Below are 24536 nucleotides of genomic sequence, written 5' to 3'. Positions count from 1 at the left end.
CACCCAATACCCGTCAATAACACGCGCCCCGGAAGGCAATCATGGCTGTAGCCGAAGAAATCGATGTGAACCGCATACCGCCGGAACCGGCGCCTGCCCGCTCGCCCGTGGAGTCCGTGCAAGCGTTCGCCAAGACGCCGATGGGCAAGAATTTCCTGCGCGGCCTGGGCGTGGCGGCACTGATTGCCATCGGCGTGGCCCTGTATATGTGGAACCAGCCACCCGAGTACAAGGTCCTGTTTTCCAACTATACGGACCGCGACGGCGGCGCCATCACCGCGTCGCTGGACCAGCTGGGCATCAAGCACAAGTTTTCCGAAGGGGGCGGCGCCATTCTCGTGCCGTCCGAGCAAGTCCATGACGCGCGCCTGAAACTGGCCGCGCAAGGCTTGCCCAAAGGCGGCAACGTGGGCTTCGAGCTGATGGAAAACCAGAAGCTGGGCGTCTCGCAATTTCTGGAACAGGTCAATTTCCAGCGCGCGCTGGAAGGCGAACTGGCGAAATCGATCGAATCGGTGTCCGCCGTCGATACGGCCAGAGTCCACCTGGCCCTGCCAAAACCGTCCGTCTTCGTCCGCGAACAGCAAAAACCGACGGCGTCCGTGCTGCTGAACCTGCATCCCGGACGCGGCCTCGACCAGCTGCAAGTGAGCGCCATCGTGCACCTGGTGGCGTCCAGCGTGCCGGAACTGTTGCCCGTGAATGTCACCGTGGTCGACCAGGCCGGCAACCTGCTGTCGAACCAGGAAAAGGACAAGGATCGTGCCAACGGCATCAAGAGCCTCGATCCGAACCAATTGAAGTACGTGCAGCAATTGCAACAAAGCGTGATCAAGCAAGTCGAATCGATTTTGCTGCCCATCGTCGGCGAAGGCAATGTACGCGCCGAAGCGACGGCCGACGTGGATTTTTCGCAAAGCGAGCAAGCGGCCGAAACCTACAAGCCGAACTCGCCGCCGGAAGCGTCCACCATCCGCAGCCAGCAAACGAGCGAATCGACGGGCGCCGGCAATGCCAATCCGTCTGGCGTGCCGGGCGCCCTGTCGAACCAGCCGCCCGGCGTGGCCACGGCGCCATTGACGGCGGAGGCACCGGGAGCGGCAGCTGGCGCACCGACGGCACCGACGCAAAAGGAATCGACAACGAATTATGAAGTTGACAAGACTGTGCGCTACGAGCAGAAATCCATGGGCGGCTTGCGGCGCCTGTCGGTAGCCGTCGTCGTCAACTACCGCCGCAGCTTCGACAAGGATGGCAAGGTGACGGTCAAGCCGATTTCTCCTGCCGAAATGGTGCAGATCAATAATCTGGTCAAGGAAGCGATGGGCTACAACAAGGAGCGCGGCGACAGCTTCAGCGTGGCTAATTCGCCCTTCGACGGCATCGAGCGCGCGCCGGAAGGCAAGCTGGAGTGGTGGCGCGACCCGGCCAACTTGCCGCTGGCCAAGGAACTGGCGAAATTCCTCATCACGGCCCTGATTTTGCTGTATATCTTCATCAAGATCGTGCGCCCGATGCTGCGCCCCGTGATGCGCAAGATCGACGATTTCGGTGCGCCACCGCCCGTCATCGAGCCGGAACTGGCCAAGGACGGCGAAGAAAACGAAGTCCTGCTCAGCGAAGCCGAGCTGGAAGAACTGGAAGAAGATACGGCCCGCGGTTATCGCGAAAACCTGGCAATGGCCCGGAAACTGGCACAGGAAGACCCGCGCGTGGTGGCCAACGTAATCAAAGCATGGATAGGCAATAATGACTGAGACAACGGGACTGCAAAAAGCATCCATCCTGATGCTGGCACTGGGCGAGAGCGAAGCGGCCGAGGTCATGAAATTCCTCGGCCCGCGCGAAGTGCTGAAACTGGGCGCCGCCATGGCCACCATGAAGGGCATCGCGCACGAGCAGGTAGTCGAGGTGCTGGACGACTTCCGCTCGCAGACGGAACTCAATTCCACCGTCGGCCTCGATTCGGACGAATACATCCGCCAGGTGCTGACCAAGGCGCTGGGCGACGACAAGGCGTCCGTGCTGCTGTCGCGCATCCTGGGCGGCAAGGATGCGTCCGGCATCGAATCGCTGAAGTGGATGGATTCGCAATCCGTGTCCGAGCTGATCCGCAACGAACACCCGCAGATCATCGCCACCATCCTGGTCCATCTGGAACGCGACCAGGCTTGCGAAATCCTCGGCCATTTCACGGACCGCCTGCGCAACGACGTGGTGCTGCGCATCGCCACCCTGGACGGCGTGCAGCCGGCCGCCTTGCGCGAACTCAACGATGTGCTGACGAAACTGCTGTCGGGTAACGAAAACATCAAGAAATCGTCGCTGGGCGGCGTGCGCGCTGCGGCCGAGATCCTCAACTTCATGAGCGGCGAGCAAGAAGGCTCCGTCATGGACAATATCAAGAACTACGACAACGACATGGCGCAAAAGATCATGGACGAAATGTTCGTGTTCGACAACGTGATCGACATCGACGACCGCGGCATTCAATTGCTGCTGCGCGAAGTGCAGTCGGAAATGCTGATCATCGCCCTGAAAGGCGCCTCGCAAGAGCTGCGCGACAAGATCTTCAAGAACATGTCGCAGCGTGCCGGCGAGATGATGCGCGAAGACCTGGAGTCGAAAGGCCCCGTGCGCCTGTCGGAAGTCGAATCGCAACAGAAACAGATCCTGCAAATCGTGCGCCGCCTGGCGGACGAAGGGCAGATAGTACTGGGTGGAAAAGGCGAGGATTCGTTTGTCTAATTTAATACCCAAAGAGCAACAAACCGCTTACCAGCGCTGGGAAATGACCTCGTTTGGCGACGAGCGCCCCAGCGTAGTGGCGGCGCGCAAGCTGCTCGAACCGGAGCCGGCACCGGAATTCGACCCGGAAGTTGATCCTTACGGCGAACTGCAGGAAGAAGAGCTGGCCCCGCCGCTGGAATATCCGACGCAGGAAGAACTCGACGCCATCCGCGAGGAAGCGCGCGCCACGGCCTTCGACGAGGGCCGCGCCGCCGGTTATGCGGAAGGCCACGCGGCCGGGCATGCCGATGGCCATGCGCAATCGTATGCGGAAGGCAAGGCGGCATCCAGCGTGGAACTGGCGCATCTGCAAACTATCGCCGTCGACTTCGGCACGGCCGTGCACCAGGCCGATGAACTGATCGCCAACGAAGTCATGGAACTGGCCTTGCAACTGGCCAAGGCCATGCTGAAGACAGCCTTGCCCGTGCGCCCCGAGCTGATGCTGCCGGTGGTGCGCGAAGCCATCGAATACTTGCCTGTGCTGCAACAACCAGCCTTGCTGATGCTCAATCCGGAAGATGCGCAAGTGGTACGCGACGGTATCGGCGATGAGCTCGACAAGGGTGGCTGGCGTGTCATCGAAGACCCGAGCGTGGAACGCGGCGGTTGCAAGATCGACACGGCCAGCAACCAGATCGACGCGCAAAGCTCCACCCGCTGGCAGCGCCTGACGCATGCGCTGGGCAAGGACCTGGACTGGCTGGCGCCGTGAGCGAGCCCGTCAAAGGCCCGAATGCCCATGCGGCGCGCTGGCGCGCCTACCTGAGCGACTGTTCGGCCGTGGTCGGCTTTGTCGAACCGATGCAAATTTCGGGGCGAGTCACGCGCGTGGCCGGCCTGGTGATGGAAGCCGTGGGTCTGCGCCTGGCCGTGGGCGCCGCCTGCACTGTGCCGCTGCCCAATGGCGGGCGGGTCGAGGCGGAAGTGGTGGGCTTTGAAGGCGAGCGCCTGTTTTTGATGCCGCAAAGCGACGTCGAGGGCATCGTGCCCGGCACGCGCGTGTTTTCCGTCGAACCTGCCATTCCACGCCCAGGCAGCGTGGCACACCCGCGACGCCGCCCCAGCGACCGCGCGCGCCACTTGCCCGTGGGACCGCAACTGCTGGGCCGCGTGCTCGATGGCGCAGGACGGCCGCTTGATCAGCTGGGCCCGCTGCATACGACCGATAGCGCTCCCATCAATGTACGCCCCGCCAACCCCCTGGGCCGCGCGCCCATCGTGGCCACGCTGGACGTGGGCGTGCGCTCGATCAATGCCATGCTGACCGTGGGCCGTGGCCAGCGCATGGGTCTGTTCGCCGGTTCCGGCGTAGGTAAAAGCGTGCTGCTGGGCATGATGGCCCGCTACACGGAAGCGGACGTGATCGTCGTCGGCCTGATCGGCGAACGGGGACGCGAGGTGAAGGAATTCATCGAGCAAATTCTCGGCCCGGAAGGCTTGGCCCGCTCCGTCGTCGTGGCCGCGCCGGCCGACACGCCGCCCCTGATGCGCCTGCAAGGGGCCGCGTATGCGACGGCCATTGCCGAGTATTTCCGCGACCAGGGGCAAAACGTGCTGTTGATCATGGATTCGCTGACCCGCTACGCCATGGCGCAGCGCGAAATCGCCCTGGCCATCGGCGAACCGCCAGCCACCAAGGGTTATCCGCCGTCCGTCTTCGCCAAGCTGCCCGTGCTGGTGGAACGGGCCGGCAATGGCGAGGAAGGCGGCGGCTCGATCACGGCCTTCTACACCGTGCTGACCGAGGGCGACGACCAGCAGGACCCGATCGCCGACTCCGCGCGCGCGATTCTCGATGGCCACATCGTGCTGAACCGCCGCCTGGCCGAGGCAGGCCACTACCCGGCCATCGACATCGAGCAATCGATTTCACGCGCTGCCCACTCGATCACCACGCATGAACACCAGCAGCAGGCGCGCAAACTCAAGCAACTGTATTCGCGCTATGAACGCAGCCGCGACCTGATCAGCGTGGGCGCCTACAGCGCCGGCACCGATCCCGTGCTGGACCAGGCCATCGCGCTGCATGAAAAAATCGAGGCGTTTTTGCAACAGCAAATCACGGAGCGGGTCAGCATGGACGAGAGCTTGGGGCAACTTACCGCTCTATTCGACTGATTAGGGCTTGCACAGCGGGAATATAATCAAGTATGGCTTCTCCTTCCCAACTTGCAACCCTGATTGACCTTGCCCAGCGCGAAACGGACGATTGCGCCAAGCGCCTGGGCGCGGCCCTGAAAGCGCTGGACGATTGCCGCCAGAAGCTCGAGATGCTGTCCGGTTACCGCGATGACTATGCCAAGCGCTTCGAGGCGAGCATGAGCAACGGCATTACGCCCATGGCCTACCGCAATTTCCAGGCCTTCATGGTCAAGCTCGACAGCGCCATCCTGGGCCAGCAGCAAGTGGTCAATCACGCGCAGGCACGCAGCGACAATGAAAAACAGCACTGGCAGAACGCCGAACGCAAGCGCATGTCTTACACCACCCTGAACAACCGGGCGCAGGAACAGGCGCTGAAGCTGGAAAACAAGCGCGACCAGAAAGCAATGGATGAGCACGCGGCGCGACAAGCCTATTACAAACGCTAAGCAACACTGAGGCAGCATCATGCAAACCCTGCAAAACCCGATTTCCCAGATTGTCTCGCCGAACGCCACGCCGGGCACTGCCAACCGCAGCCAGCCGCCCACCAGCGGCACGGCGGGCGACTTCCAGCGCACCCTGAACCGCCAGATCGAGCAACGCCAGGCCAGCCGCAATATGGAGCAAGCGGCAGCACCGGCGGCGGCCCGCCCCGCCAGCCCTGCCGCCACGCAAGCACCCGCTCAGGCACCAAGCCAGGCGCCGGCCAAGGAAACGAAGTCCGCGCAAGCGGGCACCGAACAGGCCGCCACCAGCGAACAGCCATCCGCGCCGGCCAGCGAAGCGGCCGCGCCCGCCACTAGCGACAGCGCCACGGCCGAGGCAAACGTGCCCGCCGCCCCCGCCGCAACAGTCACGCCGCCAGCCGATCCGGCCGCCGAGATGCTGGCCCTGGTGGGCAGCATCCAATTGGCGATCCAGCCGCCAGCCGCCAAGGCCGTGCCGGAACTGCCAGCGCGCGCCAGTGTCAAGGCCGACGCCAAGGGCGTGACAGCAGCGCCATTACTGGCAGCCGGCCAGGGCAGCGGCAAGACCGCCGCCACCGCCGCCACTGCGCAAGCCGACAGCGCCGACTTCGCCGACAGCCTGGGCCTGGCCCAGGGCAAGACGGCCACCACGCAAGGCAACAGCGTGCCGACCGGCAAGGGCGAGCCGGGCAAACTGGCCATCGACGCGCAACTGGCGGCCACCGCCAGGGCTGGCACCGCCGTGGCCGAACCGATTATCAAGGAAGCTCCTGCCGACCTGAGCCGCCTTGCGGCCCAGCTGCAGCCAGGCGCGCTGCAGCAGGCCGCCGCCGCTGTGGCCGTGCCGGCAGACAAACTGACGGGCCGGGTCGGCACGCCGGCCTGGGACCAGCAACTGGGGCAAAAGGTCGTGTGGATGGCGGCCGGTGGCGACCAGAGCGCCACCCTGACCCTGAATCCACCCGACCTGGGGCCTGTGCAAGTGGTCCTGACGGTCACCAATGACCAGGCCGATGCCGCCTTCATGTCGGCCCAGCCCGAAGTACGCCAGGCGCTGGAAGCGGCCATGCCGCGCTTGCGCGAGATGATGAGCGAAGCGGGCATCGCCTTCGGCAGCGCGACCGTCTCGGCCGGCACGCCGGAACAGAAAAACAATGGCGAGCGTGCCGCCTCGGGCGAACGCCGCGGCAATGGCCAGGGCGGCGGCGTCACCGGTGGCGAGATCGCCATCGCGCCGGCGACAGGCGGTCGCAGCCGGCCCAGCCTGAGTGCCGTGGATACCTTTGCCTGAGGCCAATTCGTCGTCCACGGGCCACTGGCGCGCCTCACAGCGTAACTTTTCGTATAAAAACAGCGAGTTGAGGGCGCTTCCGCCCTCTTTTCACTGCATCCTTCTGCGCAGAATTTGCCGATAATGACATAATGGCGTCGTGATCCACTTCCATGCACTCGAGTACCATTGAAAGCAAATCCAAAAATGAAAGCAGATCCGAAAGCAGATGCAGGCCTGGCCCCCGCCGGCGCCTCGAAAAAGAAGCTTCTGATCATCGTGCTGGCCTCGGTGCTGGTGGCTGGCGGCATCGGTGGCGGTGCCGCCTGGTACTTCCTGCATGGCAAGGCCGATAAAGAAGAATCGGCACCCAGCAAGAAAAAACATGCCGCTTCCAAGGCAGGTCCGCCCGTCTTCGTGCCCATCGATGCCTTCACCGTCAACTTGCAGCCGGAAAATGGCGAGCAATACCTGCAAATCGCATTCACCTTGCAAGCGAGCAGCCCGGAAGAAATGGACTTGATCAAGGTCAACATGCCGAAGGTGCGTAGCCGCTTGCTGCTGCTGCTGTCCGGCAAAAAAGCATCCGAACTCAATACCGTGGAAGGCAAGCAGCAACTGGCGGCCGAAATCATCAATCAGGTGAACCAGCCGTTCGAGGACAAAGGGCCGGAGCAGGACGTGACGGACGTATTATTTACCGCATTCATCATTCAATAAGCAGCCATGGCCGATAATTTCCTCTCCCAGGAAGAAGTCGATGCCCTTTTGAAGGGCGTCAACGGAGACCAGGACGACGCGCAGGCGCCGGAAGATGTCACGGGAGTTCGTACCTACAACCTGGCAACCCAGGAGCGCATCGTGCGCGGCCGGATGCCAACGTTGGAAATTATCAACGAGCGTTTCGCCCGCCTGCTGCGCGTGGGCCTGTTCAACTTCCTGCGCCGCAGCGCCGAAGTGTCAGTAGGTTCCGTGCGCGTATCGAAATACAGCGAATTCATCCGCAATCTGGTGGTGCCGACCAATCTGAACCTGGTGCACATGAAGCCGCTGCGCGGCACGGCCCTGATGGTCTTCGATCCGGGCCTCGTATTCTTGCTGGTTGACAATCTGTTCGGCGGCGACGGACGTTTCCATACGCGCGTCGAAGGGCGCGATTTTACGCAGACGGAGCAGCGCATCATCTTGCGCATCCTCGACATCGTCTTTGAAGCCTATACCAAGTCGTGGGAGCCGGTCTTCCCCGTCGAGTTCGAATATATTCGTTCAGAAATGAACACGCAGTTCGCCAACATCGCCACGCCGAACGAAGTGGTGGTTGCCTCCACATTTACGGTGGAACTAGGCTCCGTTTCCGGACAAATTCACTTCTGCATGCCATATTCGATGATCGAGCCGATCCGCGATTCGCTGACCTCGAGCCTGCAGGGCGAGGCGCTGGAAGTGGACAAGCGCTGGATCCGCCTGATGACGCAGCAAATCCAGATCGCCGAAGTGGAACTGGTGGCCTCGCTGGGCACGGCGCGCGTCTCGTTCGACGAAATCCTGAACATGAAGGTGGGCGACATTATCCCGCTGAATATTCCCGAACTGATCGCCGCCACCGTCGACGGCGTGCCCGTGATGGATTGCACCTACGGCGTGTTGAACGGACAATATGCGCTGAAAGTCGAAAAGTTATTGGCAAACACCGATAACATGAACAATCACTAAATAATTACCCGGGCCGCGTTGCGGTCCGTATCTGTACAACAGGAGAAACACATGTCTGACAACCAAGACGACCAAAGCGCGGAAGACGATTGGGGCGCGGCCATTGCCGAGCAGGCCAAGGCGGAAGCGGAAGCGCTGCAAAACCAGGCCGCCAATACGGCCAGCGCGGCCAGTGCCGCCGTGTTCAAGGATTTTTCCAAGCAGGCGTCGAAGTCGGAAACGCACAACGATATCGATTTCATCCTCGATATCCCCGTGCAGCTGACGGTAGAGCTGGGCCGCACCAAGATCGCCATCAAGAACTTGCTGCAACTGGCGCAGGGTTCCGTGGTCGAGCTCGACGGCCTGGCCGGCGAACCGATGGACGTGCTGGTGAACGGCTGCCTGATTGCCCAGGGCGAAGTGGTGGTGGTGAATGACAAGTTTGGTATCCGCCTGACCGACATCATCACGCCTTCCGAACGCATCCGAAAATTGAATAAATGAAGCCTGGCCTGTTGATTTCCACCCTGCTGCCGCTCATGGCGGCATGCAGCATTGCGCTGGCGGCGCCAGCTTCGGCGCCCGTACCCGCTTCGGCCCCGGCTGAAACGGCAGCGGCCAGCGCACCTGCCGAAGTTGCAACTGAAAAACCCGCTGCCGCCGCTGCCGCTGCATCGGCGCCTGCCACCGCCCTGCCCGCCATGCCGGCAGGCGCGCCCATGACGATGGCGCCGACGAGCTCGGCTGGAAGCTTGCTGCAAACCATCTTCGCACTGGTGTTCGTGCTGGCCTTGCTGATCGGCCTGGCCTGGTTCATGAAGCGCTATGGTCCCAAGGTCATGGGCGGCAACAACAAGATGCGCGTCGTCAGCTCGCTCAACCTGGGCGGACGCGAACGCATCGTCCTCGTCGAAGTGGCCGACCAGTGGATCGTTGTCGGCGCCTCACCCGGCCGCATCAACGCGCTGGCCACCATGCCGCGCCAGGAAGGCGAGTTGCCGCAACTGGCAACGGCGCAAAACGGCCCTGCGGCCGCCAATTTTTCCGAGTGGCTGAAACAGACCATCGAAAAACGCAATGGGAAATAAGCAGCAGATGGCGTGGTCCAACGTAAAGACTCCCCTGACCTGGCTGCTGGCGGCGGCCGCCCTGGCCTTGCCGCTGTGGGCCATGGCCCAGCCGGGCATCCCCGCCTTCAACAGCACGCCAGCGCCGGGCGGAGGACAGAATTACTCTCTGCCGGTGCAGACGCTCATCCTGATGACGTCGCTCACCTTCTTGCCGGCGGCCCTCTTGATGATGACCTGCTTTACGCGCATCATCATCGTACTATCCCTGCTGCGCCAGGCCATCGGCACGCAATCGGCGCCGCCTAACCAGGTGCTGGTGGGGCTGGCCCTGTTTTTGACCTTATTCGTCATGGGCCCCGTGTTCGACAAGATTTATACGGATGCCTATCTTCCTTATCAGGAAAATAAGATCAGCATGCAGCAAGCCATGGACAAGGGTGTCGATCCCCTGAAAACCTTCATGCTCAAGCAAACGCGCCAGGCTGACCTGGCCCTGTTCGCCAAGATGTCGCGCTCGCCGGCCTTGCAAGGCCCGGAAGACGTGCCGCTGCGTATCCTCGTGCCCGCCTTCGTCACGAGTGAACTGAAAACGGCGTTCCAGATCGGCTTTGCCATCTTCATCCCGTTTTTGATCATCGACATGGTGGTCGCCAGCGTACTGATGTCGATGGGTATGATGATGATGTCGCCGGCCACCATTTCGCTGCCGTTCAAGCTGATGTTGTTCGTGCTGGTCGATGGCTGGCAGTTGCTGCTGGGCTCGCTGTCACAGAGTTTTTACTAGGGGAAATACAATGACACCCGAAAGCGTCATGACCCTGGGCCGCCACGCGATGGAAATCACCCTGATGGTGGCCGCGCCCATGCTGCTTGTCGCCCTCATCATCGGCTTGATCGTGAGTATCTTCCAGGCGGCCACGCAGATCAACGAGGCGACCCTGTCTTTCATCCCAAAGCTGGTCGGCATCTTTGTCGCGCTCGTCGTGGCCGGCCCGTGGATGCTGTCCGTCATGCTCGACTACATGCGCCAGGTATTTACGGGCATTCCGAACCTGGTGGGCTAGTGCAGCAACCGTTGCCATGCTGACCCTGTCCAGCATCGAACTGAACACGTGGATCGCAGCACTGCTGTGGCCGCTTAGCCGCGTCCTCGGCCTGATCGCGGCCGCCCCCCTGTTCGGCAACGCTGCCGTGCCGGCCACCGTCAAGGTGACCCTGGGCGCGCTGCTGGCCATGATCATCGCCCCCACCGTACCTGCCTTGCCGGCCGTCAACCCGATGTCATTGCCCGGTTTGCTGATCCTCACGCAAGAGATGCTGGTGGGGCTCGCCATGGGCTTTTCCATCCGCATCGTGTTTTCCGCCATCGAAATGGCCGGTGAGCTCAGCAGCCTCACCATGGGTCTGGGCTTCGCCTCCTTCTTCGACCCGCAAACCAAGGGCAGGTCTTCCGCCATCAGCCAGTTCCTCGTCATGCTGGCCACGTTGATGTTTCTCACTGTCAACGGCCATCTGGTCTTGCTGGCGGCGCTGGCGGAAAGCTTTGTCAGCCTGCCCATCTCATCGAGTCCCATCAGCGGCGGCGGTTTCCAGCAATTGGCGGCCTGGGGCGGGGAAATCTTCCGTTCCGGCCTGCAAATTTCGCTGCCCATCATCGCTGCCTTGTTGCTGACCAACGTGGCCCTGGGCATCTTGACCCGAGCCGCGCCGCAGCTGAACATTTTCGGTATCGGCTTCCCCGTCACCCTGGGAGTGGGCTTGCTGGTGATCAGCATGGTCCTGCCCTACCTGGCCACGCCCTTCCAGAACATGTTCCTGCGCGGCATAGAAACGGCGCGTTTGCTGCCGCGCGGCTTTGCCACGCGCGACCGCCCGCCACCACCCGCGCCGCCGAACCCCTTGCGCCCGGCGACGCCGGTACCGCAGCCGCCCGTACGCTGATCAGGGCTAGCAGCCCAGCGCGTGGCACAACAGCAGTGCGGACAGCACGAACATGCTCACGCCAATCAAGCCATCAAGCACTTGCCACGCCTTGGGCCGCGCAAACCAAGGCGCCCGCCATCGCCGCCTTCGGGGCCGAGCACCCGGTGCTGCTGCAAGTGGCCGTCGACGACCAGGACCATACGGCCGAGTGGCTGCGCAGCGGCGCTGTGCTGGCGGCCGTTAGCGCCACGGCCCGCATCGGGCTGCAACAGCCGCCCCTTGAGCGCCATGCGCTATCTGGCGGCCGCCAGTCCGGCCTTCATGCACCGGCATTTTGCCCAGGGCGTGGGCGCCGCCAGCCTGGCACTGGCGCCCAGCCTCATAATCAATGCCAAGGACGAGCTGCAATCTCGCCGGGTGCGGCGCCTGTGCCACCGGCACGTGGAACTGCCGCGCCATGCCCTGCCTTCCTCGCATGCCTTCGTCACGGCAGGCCTGGCCGGCATGGGCTGGGGCTTGCATCCGCAGGCACTGATCCAGCCCTGTCTCGACAATGGCAGCCTGATCGAACTGCTGCCCGACACGCCTATGGATGTGCCCCCTGCACTGGCATACGCCACGCGCCGCGTCCGGCCCGCTCGACGGCTTGAGCGGGGCCATCCTGGCCGCCGCCCGCACGGGCTTGCTGCCGCCCTGACTTGTCGCTTCAGTGCTGGTCGCTGCTGAGCGCAAGGCGCCAGCGCCGCAGATCCAGATTCAGGCGCAACTGGTGATATTTGACCAAGTAGCGCACGCCGACCAGGGCTGCTGCCAGGCCCGACAGGGCGCCGATGCCCAGCGCCCAGCGCGGGCCGAAAGTGTCGGCCACCCAGCCCACCACGGGCGCGCCCAGCGGCGTGCCGCCCGCCGAGATCGCCAGCAGGATGGCCATCACGCGGCCCCGCATGGCGGGCGCCGTCGACAGTTGCACGCTGCTATTGACGCTGGTGGTAAACGTTTGCGCGGCGATGCCGATGACCACCAGCATCATGCCGAACAGCCAGTAATTGGGCATCACGGCGGCCAGCGCGCAGGCCAGGCCGAACAGCGCGGCCGCCCCCAGCAGCAAGGCCAGCGTGGGCTGGCCGCGCCCCGCCGCCAGCAGGGCGCCGGCCACGGAGCCGCAAGCCATCACGGAACTGAGCACGCCATACTGGCCGGCGCCCGCCTGGAATGCCGTGACCGACATGGTCGAGAGGAAAATCGGGAAATTCAGGCCAAAGGTGCCGATCAGGAACAGCATCAGCAGGATGGCCATCAGGTCGGGCCGCTGGCGCACGTAGCGAAAGCCCTCGCCCAGGCTGGCGCGGGTGGCCTTGATACGCGGCGCGCGGCGCAGCAACTCCACGCGCAGCAGCAACAGTGAACCGATCACGGCCGCAAACGAGGCGGCGTTGATGATAAAGACCCAACCGCTGCCGACGCTGCTGATCAGCAGCCCTGCTGCCGCAGGGCCCAGCATGCGCGCCGCATTGAACGAGGTGGAATTGAGCGCCACGGCATTCGTCAGGTCTTCCTCGCCCACAATTTCGGAAACAAAGGTCTGGCGCACGGGCGAATCGAAGGCCGTCACGCATCCCAGCAGGAAAGCAAACACATACACATGCCACAGTTGTACCAGGCCGCTGATGCACAATATCCCGAGTCCCAGCGCCAGCAAGCCCATCGCCGCCTGCGTGCACAGCAGCAATTTTCTCCGGTCGAGCAAGTCGGCCGCCATGCCCGTCAGGGGCAGCAACAGCAGTTGCGGGCCGAATTGCAAGGCCATGACGATGCCGACGGCACTGGCTTTGTGCTGCGTCAATTCGCTCAGCACCAACCAATCCTGCGCCGTGCGCTGCATCCAGGTGCCGATATTCGACACGAGGGCGCCGCCGGCCCAGATACGGTAATTGGGAATGCGTAGCGAACGGAATGTGTTGTTCATCTGGGCGTGCGGGCTCCTTGCCGGGGTCGTGGTGAAAAATTCAGCGGGTCATTCCGCCAAGCGTTTGAGTAATGCCACCGCTTGGTTCAGTTCGGTGACTTCGGCCGGCGTGAGCCGGTTTTCAATGGTGCGCGCCAGCCAGTCTTCGCGCGCGGCGCGGCTGGTCGCGATCCAGGCCCGGCAACTATCCGTCAGGGTCAACAGCGTCTGCCGGCCATCCAGCGGGTCGGGCGAACCCGTCACCATCTGCGCTAGCGTCAAGGCTTGCACGGTGGCAGCCATCGACTGGGGCCGCATGCCTTCAGCGCGCGCCAGGCTGCTGGCGGTGGCCGGGCCGTCGCGCTCAAGGCGGCTCAGCACGGATGCCTGCGACATGCTGACATCGCCCAGGTGCGCTTCTTCGCGCAGGCGGCGGCGCAGCTTGCCGATGAGAATGCGCAATTCGCCAGCCAGTTGCAGCACCTGCTCGTGGTCTTCGTGTTCTTCTTGCTGGGTGGTCATGGTAGCCGTGGGGTGGATCAACGACCTCCACTATAACAGATAGTCAGGTAGACTGCACAGTTTGCCTGTGTATATTGCAAGAATGGCCAGATTGCAGGCGCAAAAAAAATGCCGGGGCGGGAGATGCACTCCCTGCCCCGGCTTGCCGGTCATCCTGCGATGCTGGCCGCTTAACTGATGTAATTGAACAGTGACAGGCCTGAAATCGAGGTAAACGATTTTTGCGCCGCCTGCAGGGTCACCTGCTGCTGGCTGAAAGTGGAAATGGCCTTGACCATGTCCAGGTCTTGCAGATCCGACAGGGTGGTGGCGTACTGGATATCGAGGTCGTCGCCTGCGCTGTCGAGATAATCGAGTTCCTTCATGCGGGAACCGACTTCCGCGCGCACGGACAGGACATTGTCATAGGCCGTGTCGAGAATATTATGCGCGGCGTTCAAGCCGTTCGTCAGGCGCGCCTGGCCCGCATCGCCGCTGCCCGGCTGGCGCAGCACGCCGATCAGGTTTTTCACGGTGGTAAACAGCGATTCCTTGGCGCTAGGCTCCAGCGTAAAGCTGTCCTGGTCGGCCGGTTTGCCCGTGATGTTTACCTGCTGGCCGTCGAAGGTAATGGCGTCGCCCGCCTTGTAGGGAATGGGCACGGCGGGATTCGGCACCGTCTGGCCCAAGGTGGCGTCCGTGACGGTGTACGTGGTGACGGCGTCGGTGCCCGTGCCAGTGACCTTGAAATCGATAGAATACTTGTGCCCCGTCAATAGCGACGGGTCCGTCACCGTGCCGCCCGACACGATGCCCGAGCCGCCGCGCGTAAAGTTCGCGGTGGCCGCCGCCGTGGTGAACTTGCCGTTGCCGGTCAGGTTATTTTCGAAGACGGTGGCGCCGGAATCGCTGGTAGCGAGGTAGCGCGCCGAACCCACCTGCAATTCGCGCTGCCCCTGGTCGCCCACATAGGTGGCGCCCGTCGGCGTCTGGCTGAATGGCTGGGTGGTGGATTTATAGCCGGAAAACAGGTAGCCGCCGGCGCCATCGGCCGTGTTGGCGATGCCCAGCAAGTCGGTCAGCCGGCCTTCCAGCTCCTTGGCCAGGGTATCGCGGTCGACATCCTTGAGGGCAGGATTACCGGCCTTCAGGACCAGGTCTTTCACGTCGGCGATCAGCGAAGTGGTGCTGGCCAATGCCAGCTCTTCCTGCGACAGGAAATTCTTCGCGTTCGAGCGGTTCGTCACGAACTGGGTATTGATCGATTGCGACTGCGTCACTTCCAGCGCGCGCGCCGAGGCGATCGGATCGTCGGCCGGCGTCAGGTTGCGGCGGTTCGCCGACAGCTGCATCTGCGTACGGTTCAAGGCGCCCTGCAGATTGTTCAGCTGCGAGCTGCCCTGGTCATAAATCATTCGTGTACTGATGCGCATGATGCTGCCCTTCCAGAAAGCCGCCGCGCGCTAGGTCGCGGCAAAAATTGATTAACGTCCCAGGCCGATCACCACGTCGAACAGGGTGCTGGCGATCTGCATGACCTTGCCGCACGCCTGGTAAGACTGCTGGTAACGCAGCAGGTTGGCCGCCTCTTCATCGAGGTTGACGCCGGAAACGGCCTGCTGCTGGGTGCTGACCTGCTGCAGCAAGGCCAGGCTGGCCAGGCCGCTGACCTGTACTTCACGTGTCTTGTTGCCCACGAAGCTGACGGTTTGCGCATACGAACCCTGGAACGTGGCATTGCCGCCATCGAGGATGTTCTTCGTCTGCAAGCCCGCCAGCAGCGCCGCGTTGCGGTTGTCGCCCACGCCGCCCGAGTTCGGCGCAATGGTGAATTTATCGCCCTGTGCGGGCGTACCCGTCATGCTGACATTGATGCCGCCAAAGCTGAAGTTGTCGCCTTCCGTATACGGGATGTTCGCCGTGCCGGCCGGATAGGTCGTGGTGGCGCCATTCAAGCCCTTGACCGTCACCGCCTGGCCCGGCGGGAAACCCGTCAGCGAGGTGGTCGCCTTGTCATATGTCAAGGTCAACGGCCCCGTCAGGGCATTGCCCGGGGTCAGGTATGCCTTGTCGACGGAGCCGGCGCTGAGCTTGCCCGAGCCCGTATTGGCTACCGGCGCCGAGGTGGCGATGGGCGCGGCGGCGGCGATCTTGTTGCGGTCGGTGATCAGCACGTTCAGGCCGGCCGCGCCATTCGCCGTCGGCCTGATGACGTAGTTGTCACCTTGGGCGGCCGTGCCCGAGATCGAAAAATCGACGCCGTCGATGGTTTGCGGCCCCGTTTGCGGATAAGGATTGATGATGGTGTGCGCACCGTCGGATTCGCGCGTCACCACATAGTTGCTGCCGTCGTACTTCAGGCTGTAATCGCTGGCCGTCAGCTTGGTGGGGTCGCTGACCTTGGCCGACAGCACGGTGGTGCTGCTGGCGTTGTTGCCGCGGTCGGCGCCGATCACGGGGTCGGGTATCTTGAAGAAGTCGCCGCCCATGGCGCCATTCAAGTCCTGGCCCAGCTTGTGCTGGTCATTGAAGGTGCTGGCCAGCGCGATGGCCACCTTGCCCAGGGAGTTCTGGACATTGTCCAGGGTGCCGCTGCGGAAATCCAGCAAGCCGCCCAGCGAGCCGCCGGTCAGGGAGCTGTCCGGCAATACGGTGACGGTACTGCCAGTGACATAGCCCACCTCGATGCGGTTCGGGTCTGTCCGCGAAGGCGTGGCCGCCAGTTCGAAGCTGCGGTCCGCCACCACCAGCGGCTGGCCCGCGCCGATGGAAATGGTGACGGTATTGTTGGCAGCGGGCTGCACCGTCGCCTTGACATATTTGTTCAATTCCGTGATCAGCTGGTCGCGCTGGTCCAGCAGATCGTTGGGCTGGTTGCTGGCATCGACCGACAACTGGGAAATCGATTTGTTCAGCTCGGCGAGCTGCTTGGCGTAGGTATTAATCACGGTCACGTTCGACGTGATCTGCGAATTGACGCCATCGCCGATCTCCGTCAGGCGCGCGCTCAAGCCCTGGAAACGGGAAGCGAGCGAACCGGCGCTCGACAGCAGCGCCTGGCGCGAGGCGACCGAGGACGGATTGGCGCTGAAATCCTGTACGCCCTTGAAGAAATCCTGCATGGCGGGCGACAGGCCCGCCGTGGGATCGGCCAGCAAATTGTCGATCTGGCTGATCTGCGTGTAATAGCTATCGAGGGCGCTGGTGGCGCTTTGTGCGGCATTGACCTGGGTGGCCATGAAGCTGTCGTACTGGCGCTTGATCTGCGACACCTCCGTGCCCGTGCCGACGAAGCCATAGCCGGCATAATTCGACTGCGAAGTCTGCTGCAGCACCGTCTGGCGATTGTACCCGGGTACATTCGCATTGGTGATGTTATGCCCGGTCGTCGACAGGCCCACCTGCGCTGCAAGCAAACCGCTCTTACCGATGCTGAGTAGATTCGAAGTCATGGTGTCTTATTGGTTACCGTCAAATGTATTTACGGCAGCCGCAGCGAAAACTTGAAGCGCGCGGCCTGCACATGGGTGGGGACGCGCCTTAACCGACCAGCGAATTCTTGATAATTTTTGTCAATTTGGCAGCGTAATTCGGGTCCGTCGCGTAGCCGGCCTTTTGCAAGCCCTGGGCGAACGTGCTGGCATCGCCCGCGCTGGCCAGCACTTTCTCGTAGCGCTTGTTGCCGGTAATCAACTGCGCATAATCCTTGAAGCTGTCCGCATAGCTGTCATAGGCGCGGAACTTCTCCACCTTGCGCTGCGCCTTGCCATTCACATATTCGGTCGTGACGGCTTCCGTGACCTTGCCCTTCCAGTCGGCCGAGGCTTTGATGCCGAACAGGTTATGGCTGCTGCTGCCATCGCGGCTGATGATTTCGCGCTTGCCCCAGCCCGTTTCCAGCGCCGCCTGGCCCAGCATGAACTTGGCCGGGATGCCGGTGGCACGGCTGGCTTCCTCCGCATGCACGCCCAGTTTTTCCTGGAAGGCGCGCACATGCGGTGCTTGCGTGGCGTTGGCCTTGTCGCTGAGGGTCTTGCCGGTGCCGGTGGCATTGCTTGCACCCTCGGTGAGGGCGCCCTGCTGCTGGCGGAAGGCGGCCAGCGCCTGCGCCATGCTCGACGAGCGGGGTGACGGCGCTTCCGCGCCGTCGGCAGCCAGCGCCTGGTTCGACGACGACAGTTGGCGGATCAGCACGTCCGCCAGGCCCGTGCCTCGCTTGGCCAGATTCTGGCTCGTCTGCTGGTCCAGCATCGAGGTGTACATCTTGCTTTGCTGGCTATCCATGATGCCGTCCTGCGGCGTGGCGTCGCGCATGCTTTTCATCATCATGTTGATGAACATGGCTTCAAATTGCGTGGCCGCCTCTTTCAGGGCGGCGGGGTCTTTCGCCTTGGCGGATTGGCGCAAGCCATCCATGCCCTTGACGTCGTAGGCGGCGGTATTGCTGAGGTCGGTTTGGCTGATCATGGCGTGCCCATCAAATGATTTCAAGTTCGGCGCGCAGCGAACCGGCCGCCTTCATCGCCTGCAGAATGGCCAGCAAGTCTTGCGGCGAGGCGCCGATGGCATTCAAGGCTTTCACCACGTCGGACAGCGAAGCGCCGCCCTTGACCAGCATGACCTTGCCCGGTTCTTTCTTGATATCGATCTGTGCCGTCTGCGTGACCACCGTGCGCCCGCCCGACAAGGGCGCCGGCTGGCTCACCTGCGGCTCGACATTGATGGTGACGGACAGGTTGCCGTGCGAAATGGCACATGTTTCCAGGGTCACGGACTGGTTCATCACGACGGAACCGGTGCGCGCATTCATGATGACCTTGGCCGCCAGGCGGGCCGGATTGACTTCGATGCTTTCCAGCTGGCCCAGGAAGGTCACACGCTGGTCGCTGCCGCCCGGCGACTGCACCTGGATCACGCGCCCGTCCAGCGCGGCTGCCGTACCGGCGCCGTAGCGGCTGTTGATGGCGTCGACCACCCGGCTGGCAGTGGCGAAATCGGTAGCATTCAATTCCAGGCGTATCGTGTTGTTGGCGCCCAGCACCGAGGGCACGGTGCGCTCGACGGTGGCGCCGCCCGAGATGCGTCCCACGCTCAAGTGATTGATGACGATGGAGCTGCCGGCCGCCTGCGCGCCCACGCCGCCCACCAGCACGTTGCCCTGCGCCATGCCGTACACCTGGCCGTCGGCGCCCTTCAATGGCGTCATTAATAAAGTGCCGCCGCGCAAGCTTTTTGCATTGCCCATCGACGACACCGTCACGTCGAGCAGCTGGCCGGGCTGGGCAAACGCGGGCAAGGCCGTCGTCACCATCACGGCGGCCACGTTTTTCAGCTGCAAGCTGGTGCCTTGCGGCAAGTTAATGCCCTGCTGCTGCAGCATCGCCGCCACGCTCTGGATGGTAAATGGTGTTTGCGTGGTCTGGTCGCCGCTGCCATCGAGGCCGACGACGAGGCCATAGCCCATCAGCTGATTCTGGCGCACGCCGGCGATGCTGGCCAAGTCCTTGATGCGCTCGGCTTGCGCCATCGGCGCCAGCAGGGCGCAAGCCAGGCCGGCAATGGCCAAACAGCGGGGGAAGGTAAAAGTGGCCATGATCAGAACGGCAACAGGCTGAGGAAGAAGCGCGAGGCCATCGAGGCCATTTCGGCGCGGTCGATCTGGCTGTTCGTGCGGTACTCGACGCGCGCGTCAGCTACCTGGGTCGAGGGCACGACGTTGCCCGTGCCGATGGTGTCCGGATTGACCATGCCCGAGAAGCGGATGAATTCCGTGCCCTTGTTCATGGCGATTTGTTTTTCGCCGGCGACGATCAAGTTACCGTTTGGCAATACCTCGATCACCGTCACGCCTATTGTGCCGCTGAAGGTGTTGCTGGCGGACTGGTTGTCGCCATCGGCAAATTTCGTTGCGCCAGTCGCCGAGACGGTGCCGCCGAAACGGCCCTGGGCGATGCCGGGCGTGCTGAAACCCACGCTGCCGGACTTGTTGCCGGAACTGGCGCCCGCCTTGACGGCATTCGTGCGCTCGGTGATGGCAATCGTCATGGTGTCGCCCACGTGGCGCGCGCGGCGGTCTTCGAAGGCGGGACGGTAGGTCGACGGCTGGTAAATGGAACCGTTGCTGACGACCACGGGTTCGGGCATCGGCGCGCGCGTGGTGGTCGGATATTGCACGATCGAGGTGGGCGTGATGGCGCAGCCGGACAGCAGGACTGCGGACAACAGGGCGATGATGGGGTATTGCATGACGAACCTCCGCTGCCATCCGGCTGCGGATGGCATGACGACTATGAACATTAAAGTTGCGACAATTTCTGCAGCATTTGATCGGATGTGGTGATGGCCTTGCTGTTGATCTCGTAGGCGCGCTGCGTCTGGATCATGTTGACCATTTCCTCGGCCACGTTGACGTTCGAGCTCTCAATATAGCCCTGCATCAGCACGCCGGCGCCATTCGTGCCCGGGGTGTTCGTCTGCGCCACGCCGGAGGCGCCCGTTTCCATGTACAGGTTTTCGCCCTTCGATTCCAGGCCGGCCGGATTGACGAAGGTGGTCAGCTGCAGGGAGCCGATCTGCGATGGCGCCACGGTATTGGGCAAGGTGACGGAGACGGTGCCGTCGCGCGCGACGGTCAGGCTCAGCGCATTGGTCGGCACGGTGATGGCAGGCTGGATGACGAAGCCTTCGGAGGTCACCAACTGGCCGTTGGCATCCGTCTGAAAGGAGCCGTCGCGCGTGTAGGCGGTGGCGCCATCGGGCAGCAGCACCTGGAAGAAACCGGTGCCGTTGACCATCACGTCGCGCGAATTGCCCGACGCCTGGGGATTGCCCTGCGTATGGATGCGTTCGGTAGCTACCGTGCGCACGCCCGTGCCGATCTGCAAGCCCGACGGCAGCTGGGTTTGCTGCGACGATTGCGCGCCCGGCTGGCGCACATTTTGATACAGCAAGTCTTCAAACACGGCGCGCGACTTCTTGAAGCCGGTGGTGCTGACGTTGGCCAGGTTATTGGCGATCACGTCCATCTGCGTCTGCTGCGCTTCCAGGCCGGTCTTGGCTATCCAAAGGGAACGAATCATGTTTTTTCTCCAATAACAGCGCTTGCCAGCCCTGTAGACTATTTCTATGTGACCATTATGCGACCGGCTCTATCAATTCAAAGCGAGGATCTGGGTGGCTTTCGCCGCGTTATTCTCGGCATTCTTCAACAAGCTCATTTGTGTTTCGAACTGGCGCGCCAGGGCGATCATGCTGACCATCGAGTCGACGGGGCTGACATTGCTACCCTCCAGCGCGCCTGTGGTCAGTTTGACGGCCTGGTCGGCTTGCGCCACCGTGCCATCCTTCAGGCGGAACAGGCCGTCGTCGCCGCGCACCAGTTGCTGCTCGGGCGGGTTGACCAACTTGATGCGTCCCAGCACCGTGGACGGACCCGGCGGCACATCCGTGGAAATCGTGCCCACCGTGCCATCGCTGGCGATGGCCACCGTGACGCCCGGCGGAATGGCCAGCGGTCCCGTATCTCCCTGCACCATCAAGCCCGATTGGGTCTGCAACATGCCGTTTTCATTGAGTTTCAAGGCGCCGTTGCGCGTATAGGCTTCTGACCCGTCGGCCGACTGCACCGCGATCCAGCCCGCATTTTCCACGGCCACGTCGAGCGCGCGGCCCGTGTGCTGCATGGGGCCTTGGGTGAAATCGGAACCGACCGTCGAATCGACGACAAAGGCGCGCGTCGGCATCATGCCGTCAGCCACCACGGGCACGGCGCGAAACGAGTCGAGCTGGGCACGGAAACCCGTGCTGGTGGCGTTCGCCAGGTTATTCGCCGTGGTCGCCTGCTTGTCCAGGATGTGCTTGGCGCCCGAGCCGGCGGTGTAGATGAGACGGTCCATTTTTTATTTCTCCTGTTGCCTTCAACCCAAGGCAGAAAGCTGGGGTCAGACCCGGCGGGGGAATGCGCCGCAATGCGGCACATTCCGGTCACGAAGTGACTGACTCCCTGATTATTAACGCAGGTTGACCAGGGTCTGCAAGACCGAATCCTGCGTCTTGATGGTCTGCGCATTCGCCTGGTAAGCGCGCTGCGCCGTGATCATGTTGACCAGTTCGGCCGTCAGGTCCACGTTCGACACTTCCACGGCCGAGGCGCGCAAGTCGCCCAAGCCGCCCGAGCTCGGCTCGCCCGTCATGGGGCTGCCCGAGGTCGAGCTTTCCGCCCAGGCATTGTTGCCCAGCGGCTCGAGGCCATTCGGATTGGCAAATTTGGTCAATACCACCTGGCCCAGGTCCCGTGTCTTGCCATTGTTATACTGGCCCTGGATCACGCCATCGGTGCCCACCACGAAACGGCTCAGCTGGCCGGCCGCATAGCCATCGGCCACGGTCCGCTTTTCGCTGGTCGACGAACTGAGCTGGGTGGAATTGGTGAAGTCGACCTTGATCGCCAGGTTCGCGTTCGCGCCCGTGGCGGGGAAGACGGGCAGGTTGACCGTCACCGGCAAGGTTTGCGGCGGCGTCAGCGCCAGCATGGCTGCCTTGTCCAGGCTGCCGACGCTGTTGAACACCAGCGAAGCCGACTTCACGGCGGGCACTTCCGTCACCGAGGCGATATTCTTGTCGATCTGGTCTGGCGTCAGGCTGGAATTGACGCCATTGGGCACGGCGCTGCCATAGGTGGCGCTGATGGCGGCCAGTTGGGCGGGGCTGGCGCCGGCCGCGGCGGCGGCAGTGCGCACGGCGGCGCCGGCCGCATTGCCATAGGCCACGGCGGCTGCCGTGATATTGGCTGGCACCAGCGGCACGGCCGTGACAGCGGACTGGTAAGCGGCGCGCGCGGCGACCGAGGCGGCATCGGTCTGCGCCGCCGCCGCCACTTTCGCGCTGGTAATTTCCTTGCCGTCAGTGGCCGAGTAGACATCCCAGGTATTGGTGCCCGTCTTGACGTAGAAATTGGACATGGTGTGCGAATTGCCCAGCGAATCGAAGACCGGCACGGGGAATTGCTTGGTCCACGACTTTTGCTCGCCCACGCTGAACGGCACCACGGTCGGCATGGCCGAGTTGGAATCGAGGTTGACCTGGGTATCGACCTTGGTAGTCGCCTGCGGCGCCATGTCGGACGGGTCGATCTGCAGCGGCACGGTGGCGCCGGCCAGGATCTTGCCGTTCGCATCGGCCGGATAGCCCGTCAGCTGGGCTTTCTGGGCGTTGATGATAAAGCCGCTCTTGTCAACCTGGAACTGGCCATTGCGCGAATACTGGATGGCGCCGTTCACGCTGGTGCGGAAGAAACCGCCGCCATTGATGGCGATATCGAGCGGATTGGACGAACTCTCCAGGTTACCCTGGTTGAACAGCTGCGCCACTTGCGACACGGCCACGCCGATGCCGGGCTGGTTGCCGCCCACGCCATACAGCGAATTGGCATAGATGTCGGCAAACTGCGCCTGCGACTGCTTGAAACCCACGGTGGCCGAGTTGGCGATATTGTTGCCGATGACGTCCAGCGATTTGGCGGCGCCATTCAAGCCGCTCAGGCCTTGTTGGAAAGACATTGTGTTCTCCTGGTAGAAATTAGGGGTAGAGGGTCTACGCTACAAATGAGCGGCTTACAAAATCTGTTTCACATCGGCCATGGTAATGCTGCCCACGCCCGGTACATTCAACTTCACGCCACCCGCCCCCGTCGACACGCTGGCGACCGAACCGAACATCAGCGCCGCTGCATCCGTGAGCTTGGCACCGCCGCGCGTGGCTTCCACCGAGAAGGTGTACGCGCCGTCGGCCAGCACGATGGGCTTGCCATCCTTGTCGAGGTCGGCGGTGGAACCGTTCCAGCCCAGCGGCAAAGTACCCGCGTCCTGCGGGCCCAGGTCGATGGAATGGACTTGCTTGCCCAAGCTGTCGTAGATGATGACCTTGACGCTGTCGGCCGGCGTCGCCAGGTCCACGCCCAGCAGGGCCGCACTCTTGCTCAGGGTGATGTTCTTGCCTGCTGTCAGCACGCCGTGGCCGATAATATTGGCCGCCTGCATGGATTCAGCCTGCTGGTAGCTGGTTTTCAGCGTTTCCAAAGTGGTATTGAGCTTGTTGACGCCCGTCACCGTGGACAGCTGGGCCAGCTGGCTGGTCAGCTGCGCATTGTCCAGCGGGTTCATCGGGTCCTGGTTTTGCAGCTGGGTCACCAGCAGGGTCAGGAATTTGTTCGTTTCCTCCTCGACGCTGCCCTTCGCGGCCGTCGTCTTCTTCGGATTCATCGTCGCCATCAGGTCGGTGACGGGGCTGGTGCTGGTATCGATGGTTGCCATAATAGTCAGTCAGCCTTATTGGCCGAGCGTAAGGGTTTTCAGGAGCAGCGACTTGGCCGCATTCATGGTTTCCACGTTGGTCTGGTAGGAGCGCGAGGCGGACAGCATGTTGACCATCTCGTCGACCGTATTCACGTTCGGCATGGTGACGTAGCCCTTTTCGTCGGCCAGCGGATTCTTCGGATCGTAGACCAGCTTCATCGGCGACGGATCTTCGATCACCTTCTGCACCTTGACGGCCGTGGCGCCGTTGGCCATGGGCACGGCTTCGAACACCACCTGCTTGGCGCGGTAGGCTTCACCCGTGGCGCTGGTGGCGCTATCGGCATTGGCCAGGTTGCTGGCCACCGTGTTCAAGCGCTGCGCCTGAGCGCTCATGGCCGAACCGGACACATTGAAAATATTAAACAGCGACAT

At 62.7% G+C, this 24536-nt stretch carries 25 protein-coding genes and 2 pseudogenes; 14 read left to right on the top strand and 13 right to left on the bottom strand.

Features of this window, described 5'->3' with window-relative positions; translation table 11 throughout:
- Positions 1–41: 41 nt before the first annotated feature.
- From fliF to fliR, 13 genes are all read left to right on the top strand, one after another.
- Positions 42–1757: a flagellar basal-body MS-ring/collar protein FliF gene (gene fliF, locus ACQ4WZ_RS01660; protein ID WP_101482389.1), complete on the top strand. Its 1716-nt coding sequence runs from the start codon at positions 42–44 to the stop codon at positions 1755–1757.
- A complete protein-coding gene (gene fliG, locus ACQ4WZ_RS01655) occupies positions 1750–2748 on the top strand; it encodes a flagellar motor switch protein FliG (protein WP_101482390.1) in 999 nt (332 codons plus the stop codon). Before fliF ends, fliG begins: the two co-directional genes overlap by 8 nt.
- Before the next feature lie 43 nt (positions 2749–2791).
- Positions 2792–3505 (top strand): flagellar assembly protein FliH, encoded by a 714-nt coding sequence (locus ACQ4WZ_RS01650; protein ID WP_101482391.1) that lies wholly within the window; start codon positions 2792–2794, stop codon positions 3503–3505.
- Between the two features lie 89 nt (positions 3506–3594).
- Positions 3595–4911: a flagellar protein export ATPase FliI gene (gene fliI, locus ACQ4WZ_RS01645; RefSeq protein WP_243858287.1), complete on the top strand. Its 1317-nt coding sequence runs from the start codon at positions 3595–3597 to the stop codon at positions 4909–4911.
- A gap of 32 nt (positions 4912–4943) precedes the next feature.
- A complete protein-coding gene (gene fliJ, locus ACQ4WZ_RS01640; RefSeq protein ID WP_101482393.1) occupies positions 4944–5384 on the top strand; it encodes a flagellar export protein FliJ in 441 nt (146 codons plus the stop codon).
- A 19-nt stretch (positions 5385–5403) separates the two neighbouring features.
- Positions 5404–6696 (top strand): flagellar hook-length control protein FliK, encoded by a 1293-nt coding sequence (locus ACQ4WZ_RS01635; RefSeq protein ID WP_436572420.1) that lies wholly within the window; start codon positions 5404–5406, stop codon positions 6694–6696.
- A 186-nt stretch (positions 6697–6882) separates the two neighbouring features.
- Positions 6883–7395: a flagellar basal body-associated protein FliL gene (fliL, locus tag ACQ4WZ_RS01630; RefSeq protein ID WP_101482395.1), complete on the top strand. Its 513-nt coding sequence runs from the start codon at positions 6883–6885 to the stop codon at positions 7393–7395.
- A gap of 6 nt (positions 7396–7401) precedes the next feature.
- Complete coding sequence (fliM, locus tag ACQ4WZ_RS01625) at positions 7402–8388, top strand: flagellar motor switch protein FliM (RefSeq protein WP_101482396.1); 987 nt, start codon at positions 7402–7404, stop codon at positions 8386–8388.
- Positions 8389–8439: 51 nt separating this feature from the next.
- Complete coding sequence (fliN, locus tag ACQ4WZ_RS01620; protein ID WP_034754038.1) at positions 8440–8874, top strand: flagellar motor switch protein FliN; 435 nt, start codon at positions 8440–8442, stop codon at positions 8872–8874.
- A complete protein-coding gene (gene fliO, locus ACQ4WZ_RS01615; RefSeq protein ID WP_436572419.1) occupies positions 8871–9458 on the top strand; it encodes a flagellar biosynthetic protein FliO in 588 nt (195 codons plus the stop codon). Before fliN ends, fliO begins: the two co-directional genes overlap by 4 nt.
- Positions 9448–10224, top strand: a complete 777-nt coding sequence (gene fliP, locus ACQ4WZ_RS01610) for a flagellar type III secretion system pore protein FliP (protein ID WP_071075858.1) — start codon at positions 9448–9450, stop codon at positions 10222–10224. Before fliO ends, fliP begins: the two co-directional genes overlap by 11 nt.
- 10 nt (positions 10225–10234) lie before the next feature.
- Complete coding sequence (gene fliQ, locus ACQ4WZ_RS01605; protein ID WP_035821365.1) at positions 10235–10504, top strand: flagellar biosynthesis protein FliQ; 270 nt, start codon at positions 10235–10237, stop codon at positions 10502–10504.
- 16 nt (positions 10505–10520) lie between these two features.
- Entirely contained in the window at positions 10521–11381 is an 861-nt protein-coding gene (fliR, locus tag ACQ4WZ_RS01600) for a flagellar biosynthetic protein FliR (protein ID WP_436572418.1), read from the top strand.
- 6 nt (positions 11382–11387) lie between these two features.
- Here the strand turns inward: fliR and ACQ4WZ_RS01595 are convergent.
- Positions 11388–11504 (bottom strand): annotated as a pseudogene (locus ACQ4WZ_RS01595) (amino acid transporter); the annotation flags it as partial.
- Here ACQ4WZ_RS01595 and ACQ4WZ_RS01590 point away from each other — a divergent pair.
- Positions 11492–12060: pseudogene (locus tag ACQ4WZ_RS01590) on the top strand (LysR substrate-binding domain-containing protein); the annotation flags it as partial. The pseudogenes ACQ4WZ_RS01595 and ACQ4WZ_RS01590 overlap by 13 nt on opposite strands.
- Before the next feature lie 9 nt (positions 12061–12069).
- Here ACQ4WZ_RS01590 and ACQ4WZ_RS01585 read toward each other — a convergent pair.
- The 12 genes from ACQ4WZ_RS01585 to flgC all read right to left on the bottom strand — a co-directional run bounded on the left by ACQ4WZ_RS01585 (position 12070) and on the right by flgC (position 24536).
- Entirely contained in the window at positions 12070–13329 is a 1260-nt protein-coding gene (locus ACQ4WZ_RS01585; protein WP_436572417.1) for an MFS transporter, read from the bottom strand.
- A 48-nt stretch (positions 13330–13377) separates the two neighbouring features.
- The gene (locus tag ACQ4WZ_RS01580) at positions 13378–13830 is read right to left on the bottom strand and encodes a MarR family winged helix-turn-helix transcriptional regulator (RefSeq protein ID WP_101482400.1); all 453 of its coding nucleotides are present in this window, start codon (positions 13828–13830) and stop codon (positions 13378–13380) included.
- A gap of 170 nt (positions 13831–14000) precedes the next feature.
- Positions 14001–15242, bottom strand: a complete 1242-nt coding sequence (gene flgL, locus ACQ4WZ_RS01575) for a flagellar hook-associated protein FlgL (protein WP_180338518.1) — start codon at positions 15240–15242, stop codon at positions 14001–14003.
- A 51-nt stretch (positions 15243–15293) separates the two neighbouring features.
- The gene (gene flgK, locus ACQ4WZ_RS01570; protein WP_101482402.1) at positions 15294–17261 is read right to left on the bottom strand and encodes a flagellar hook-associated protein FlgK; all 1968 of its coding nucleotides are present in this window, start codon (positions 17259–17261) and stop codon (positions 15294–15296) included.
- A gap of 88 nt (positions 17262–17349) precedes the next feature.
- Positions 17350–18276: a flagellar assembly peptidoglycan hydrolase FlgJ gene (gene flgJ, locus ACQ4WZ_RS01565; protein WP_101482403.1), complete on the bottom strand. Its 927-nt coding sequence runs from the start codon at positions 18274–18276 to the stop codon at positions 17350–17352.
- Positions 18277–18286: 10 nt separating this feature from the next.
- Positions 18287–19402: a flagellar basal body P-ring protein FlgI gene (locus ACQ4WZ_RS01560; RefSeq protein WP_436572416.1), complete on the bottom strand. Its 1116-nt coding sequence runs from the start codon at positions 19400–19402 to the stop codon at positions 18287–18289.
- A gap of 2 nt (positions 19403–19404) precedes the next feature.
- The gene (locus tag ACQ4WZ_RS01555) at positions 19405–20055 is read right to left on the bottom strand and encodes a flagellar basal body L-ring protein FlgH (RefSeq protein WP_166674704.1); all 651 of its coding nucleotides are present in this window, start codon (positions 20053–20055) and stop codon (positions 19405–19407) included.
- A 50-nt stretch (positions 20056–20105) separates the two neighbouring features.
- Positions 20106–20888 (bottom strand): flagellar basal-body rod protein FlgG, encoded by a 783-nt coding sequence (flgG, locus tag ACQ4WZ_RS01550; RefSeq protein ID WP_010400781.1) that lies wholly within the window; start codon positions 20886–20888, stop codon positions 20106–20108.
- A 72-nt stretch (positions 20889–20960) separates the two neighbouring features.
- Positions 20961–21704 (bottom strand): flagellar basal body rod protein FlgF, encoded by a 744-nt coding sequence (locus ACQ4WZ_RS01545; protein ID WP_101482406.1) that lies wholly within the window; start codon positions 21702–21704, stop codon positions 20961–20963.
- A 114-nt stretch (positions 21705–21818) separates the two neighbouring features.
- Positions 21819–23366, bottom strand: coding sequence for a flagellar hook protein FlgE (locus ACQ4WZ_RS01540; RefSeq protein ID WP_101482407.1), 1548 nt, complete (start codon positions 23364–23366; stop codon positions 21819–21821).
- Between the two features lie 54 nt (positions 23367–23420).
- Positions 23421–24119: a flagellar hook assembly protein FlgD gene (locus ACQ4WZ_RS01535; RefSeq protein ID WP_101482408.1), complete on the bottom strand. Its 699-nt coding sequence runs from the start codon at positions 24117–24119 to the stop codon at positions 23421–23423.
- 15 nt (positions 24120–24134) lie between these two features.
- On the bottom strand, positions 24135–24536 hold the full coding sequence (gene flgC, locus ACQ4WZ_RS01530) for a flagellar basal body rod protein FlgC (RefSeq protein ID WP_071075845.1): 402 nt from the start codon (positions 24534–24536) through the stop codon (positions 24135–24137).

Origin of the sequence: Janthinobacterium darwini (assembly GCF_051380905.1) — a bacterium.
GTDB lineage: Bacteria > Pseudomonadota > Gammaproteobacteria > Burkholderiales > Burkholderiaceae_D > Janthinobacterium.
The sequence above is the reverse complement of the archived record's forward strand: the minus strand, read 5'-3'. Positions and strand labels throughout refer to the sequence as shown.

Bases quoted from the DNA above. Each gene is read 5' to 3' on its own strand.
- flgJ (WP_101482403.1), bottom strand. From the start codon at position 18,276: ATGATCAGCCAAACCGACCTCAGCAATACCGCCGCCTACGACGTCAAG.
- fliQ (WP_035821365.1), top strand. From the start codon at position 10,235: ATGACACCCGAAAGCGTCATGACCCTGGGCCGCCACGCGATGGAAATC.
- flgC (WP_071075845.1), bottom strand. From the start codon at position 24,536: ATGTCGCTGTTTAATATTTTCAATGTGTCCGGTTCGGCCATGAGCGCT.
- ACQ4WZ_RS01555 (WP_166674704.1), bottom strand. From the start codon at position 20,055: ATGCAATACCCCATCATCGCCCTGTTGTCCGCAGTCCTGCTGTCCGGC.
- flgG (WP_010400781.1), bottom strand. From the start codon at position 20,888: ATGATTCGTTCCCTTTGGATAGCCAAGACCGGCCTGGAAGCGCAGCAG.
- fliJ (WP_101482393.1), top strand. From the start codon at position 4,944: ATGGCTTCTCCTTCCCAACTTGCAACCCTGATTGACCTTGCCCAGCGC.
- ACQ4WZ_RS01535 (WP_101482408.1), bottom strand. From the start codon at position 24,119: ATGGCAACCATCGATACCAGCACCAGCCCCGTCACCGACCTGATGGCG.
- fliL (WP_101482395.1), top strand. From the start codon at position 6,883: ATGAAAGCAGATCCGAAAGCAGATGCAGGCCTGGCCCCCGCCGGCGCC.
- fliI (WP_243858287.1), top strand. From the start codon at position 3,595: ATGCAAATTTCGGGGCGAGTCACGCGCGTGGCCGGCCTGGTGATGGAA.
- ACQ4WZ_RS01540 (WP_101482407.1), bottom strand. From the start codon at position 23,366: ATGTCTTTCCAACAAGGCCTGAGCGGCTTGAATGGCGCCGCCAAATCG.
- flgK (WP_101482402.1), bottom strand. From the start codon at position 17,261: ATGACTTCGAATCTACTCAGCATCGGTAAGAGCGGTTTGCTTGCAGCG.
- fliF (WP_101482389.1), top strand. From the start codon at position 42: ATGGCTGTAGCCGAAGAAATCGATGTGAACCGCATACCGCCGGAACCG.
- ACQ4WZ_RS01585 (WP_436572417.1), bottom strand. From the start codon at position 13,329: ATGAACAACACATTCCGTTCGCTACGCATTCCCAATTACCGTATCTGG.
- ACQ4WZ_RS01560 (WP_436572416.1), bottom strand. From the start codon at position 19,402: ATGGCCACTTTTACCTTCCCCCGCTGTTTGGCCATTGCCGGCCTGGCT.
- ACQ4WZ_RS01650 (WP_101482391.1), top strand. From the start codon at position 2,792: ATGACCTCGTTTGGCGACGAGCGCCCCAGCGTAGTGGCGGCGCGCAAG.
- fliM (WP_101482396.1), top strand. From the start codon at position 7,402: ATGGCCGATAATTTCCTCTCCCAGGAAGAAGTCGATGCCCTTTTGAAG.
- fliP (WP_071075858.1), top strand. From the start codon at position 9,448: ATGGGAAATAAGCAGCAGATGGCGTGGTCCAACGTAAAGACTCCCCTG.
- fliN (WP_034754038.1), top strand. From the start codon at position 8,440: ATGTCTGACAACCAAGACGACCAAAGCGCGGAAGACGATTGGGGCGCG.
- fliO (WP_436572419.1), top strand. From the start codon at position 8,871: ATGAAGCCTGGCCTGTTGATTTCCACCCTGCTGCCGCTCATGGCGGCA.
- ACQ4WZ_RS01545 (WP_101482406.1), bottom strand. From the start codon at position 21,704: ATGGACCGTCTCATCTACACCGCCGGCTCGGGCGCCAAGCACATCCTG.
- ACQ4WZ_RS01635 (WP_436572420.1), top strand. From the start codon at position 5,404: ATGCAAACCCTGCAAAACCCGATTTCCCAGATTGTCTCGCCGAACGCC.
- flgL (WP_180338518.1), bottom strand. From the start codon at position 15,242: ATGCGCATCAGTACACGAATGATTTATGACCAGGGCAGCTCGCAGCTG.
- fliG (WP_101482390.1), top strand. From the start codon at position 1,750: ATGACTGAGACAACGGGACTGCAAAAAGCATCCATCCTGATGCTGGCA.
- ACQ4WZ_RS01580 (WP_101482400.1), bottom strand. From the start codon at position 13,830: ATGACCACCCAGCAAGAAGAACACGAAGACCACGAGCAGGTGCTGCAA.
- fliR (WP_436572418.1), top strand. From the start codon at position 10,521: ATGCTGACCCTGTCCAGCATCGAACTGAACACGTGGATCGCAGCACTG.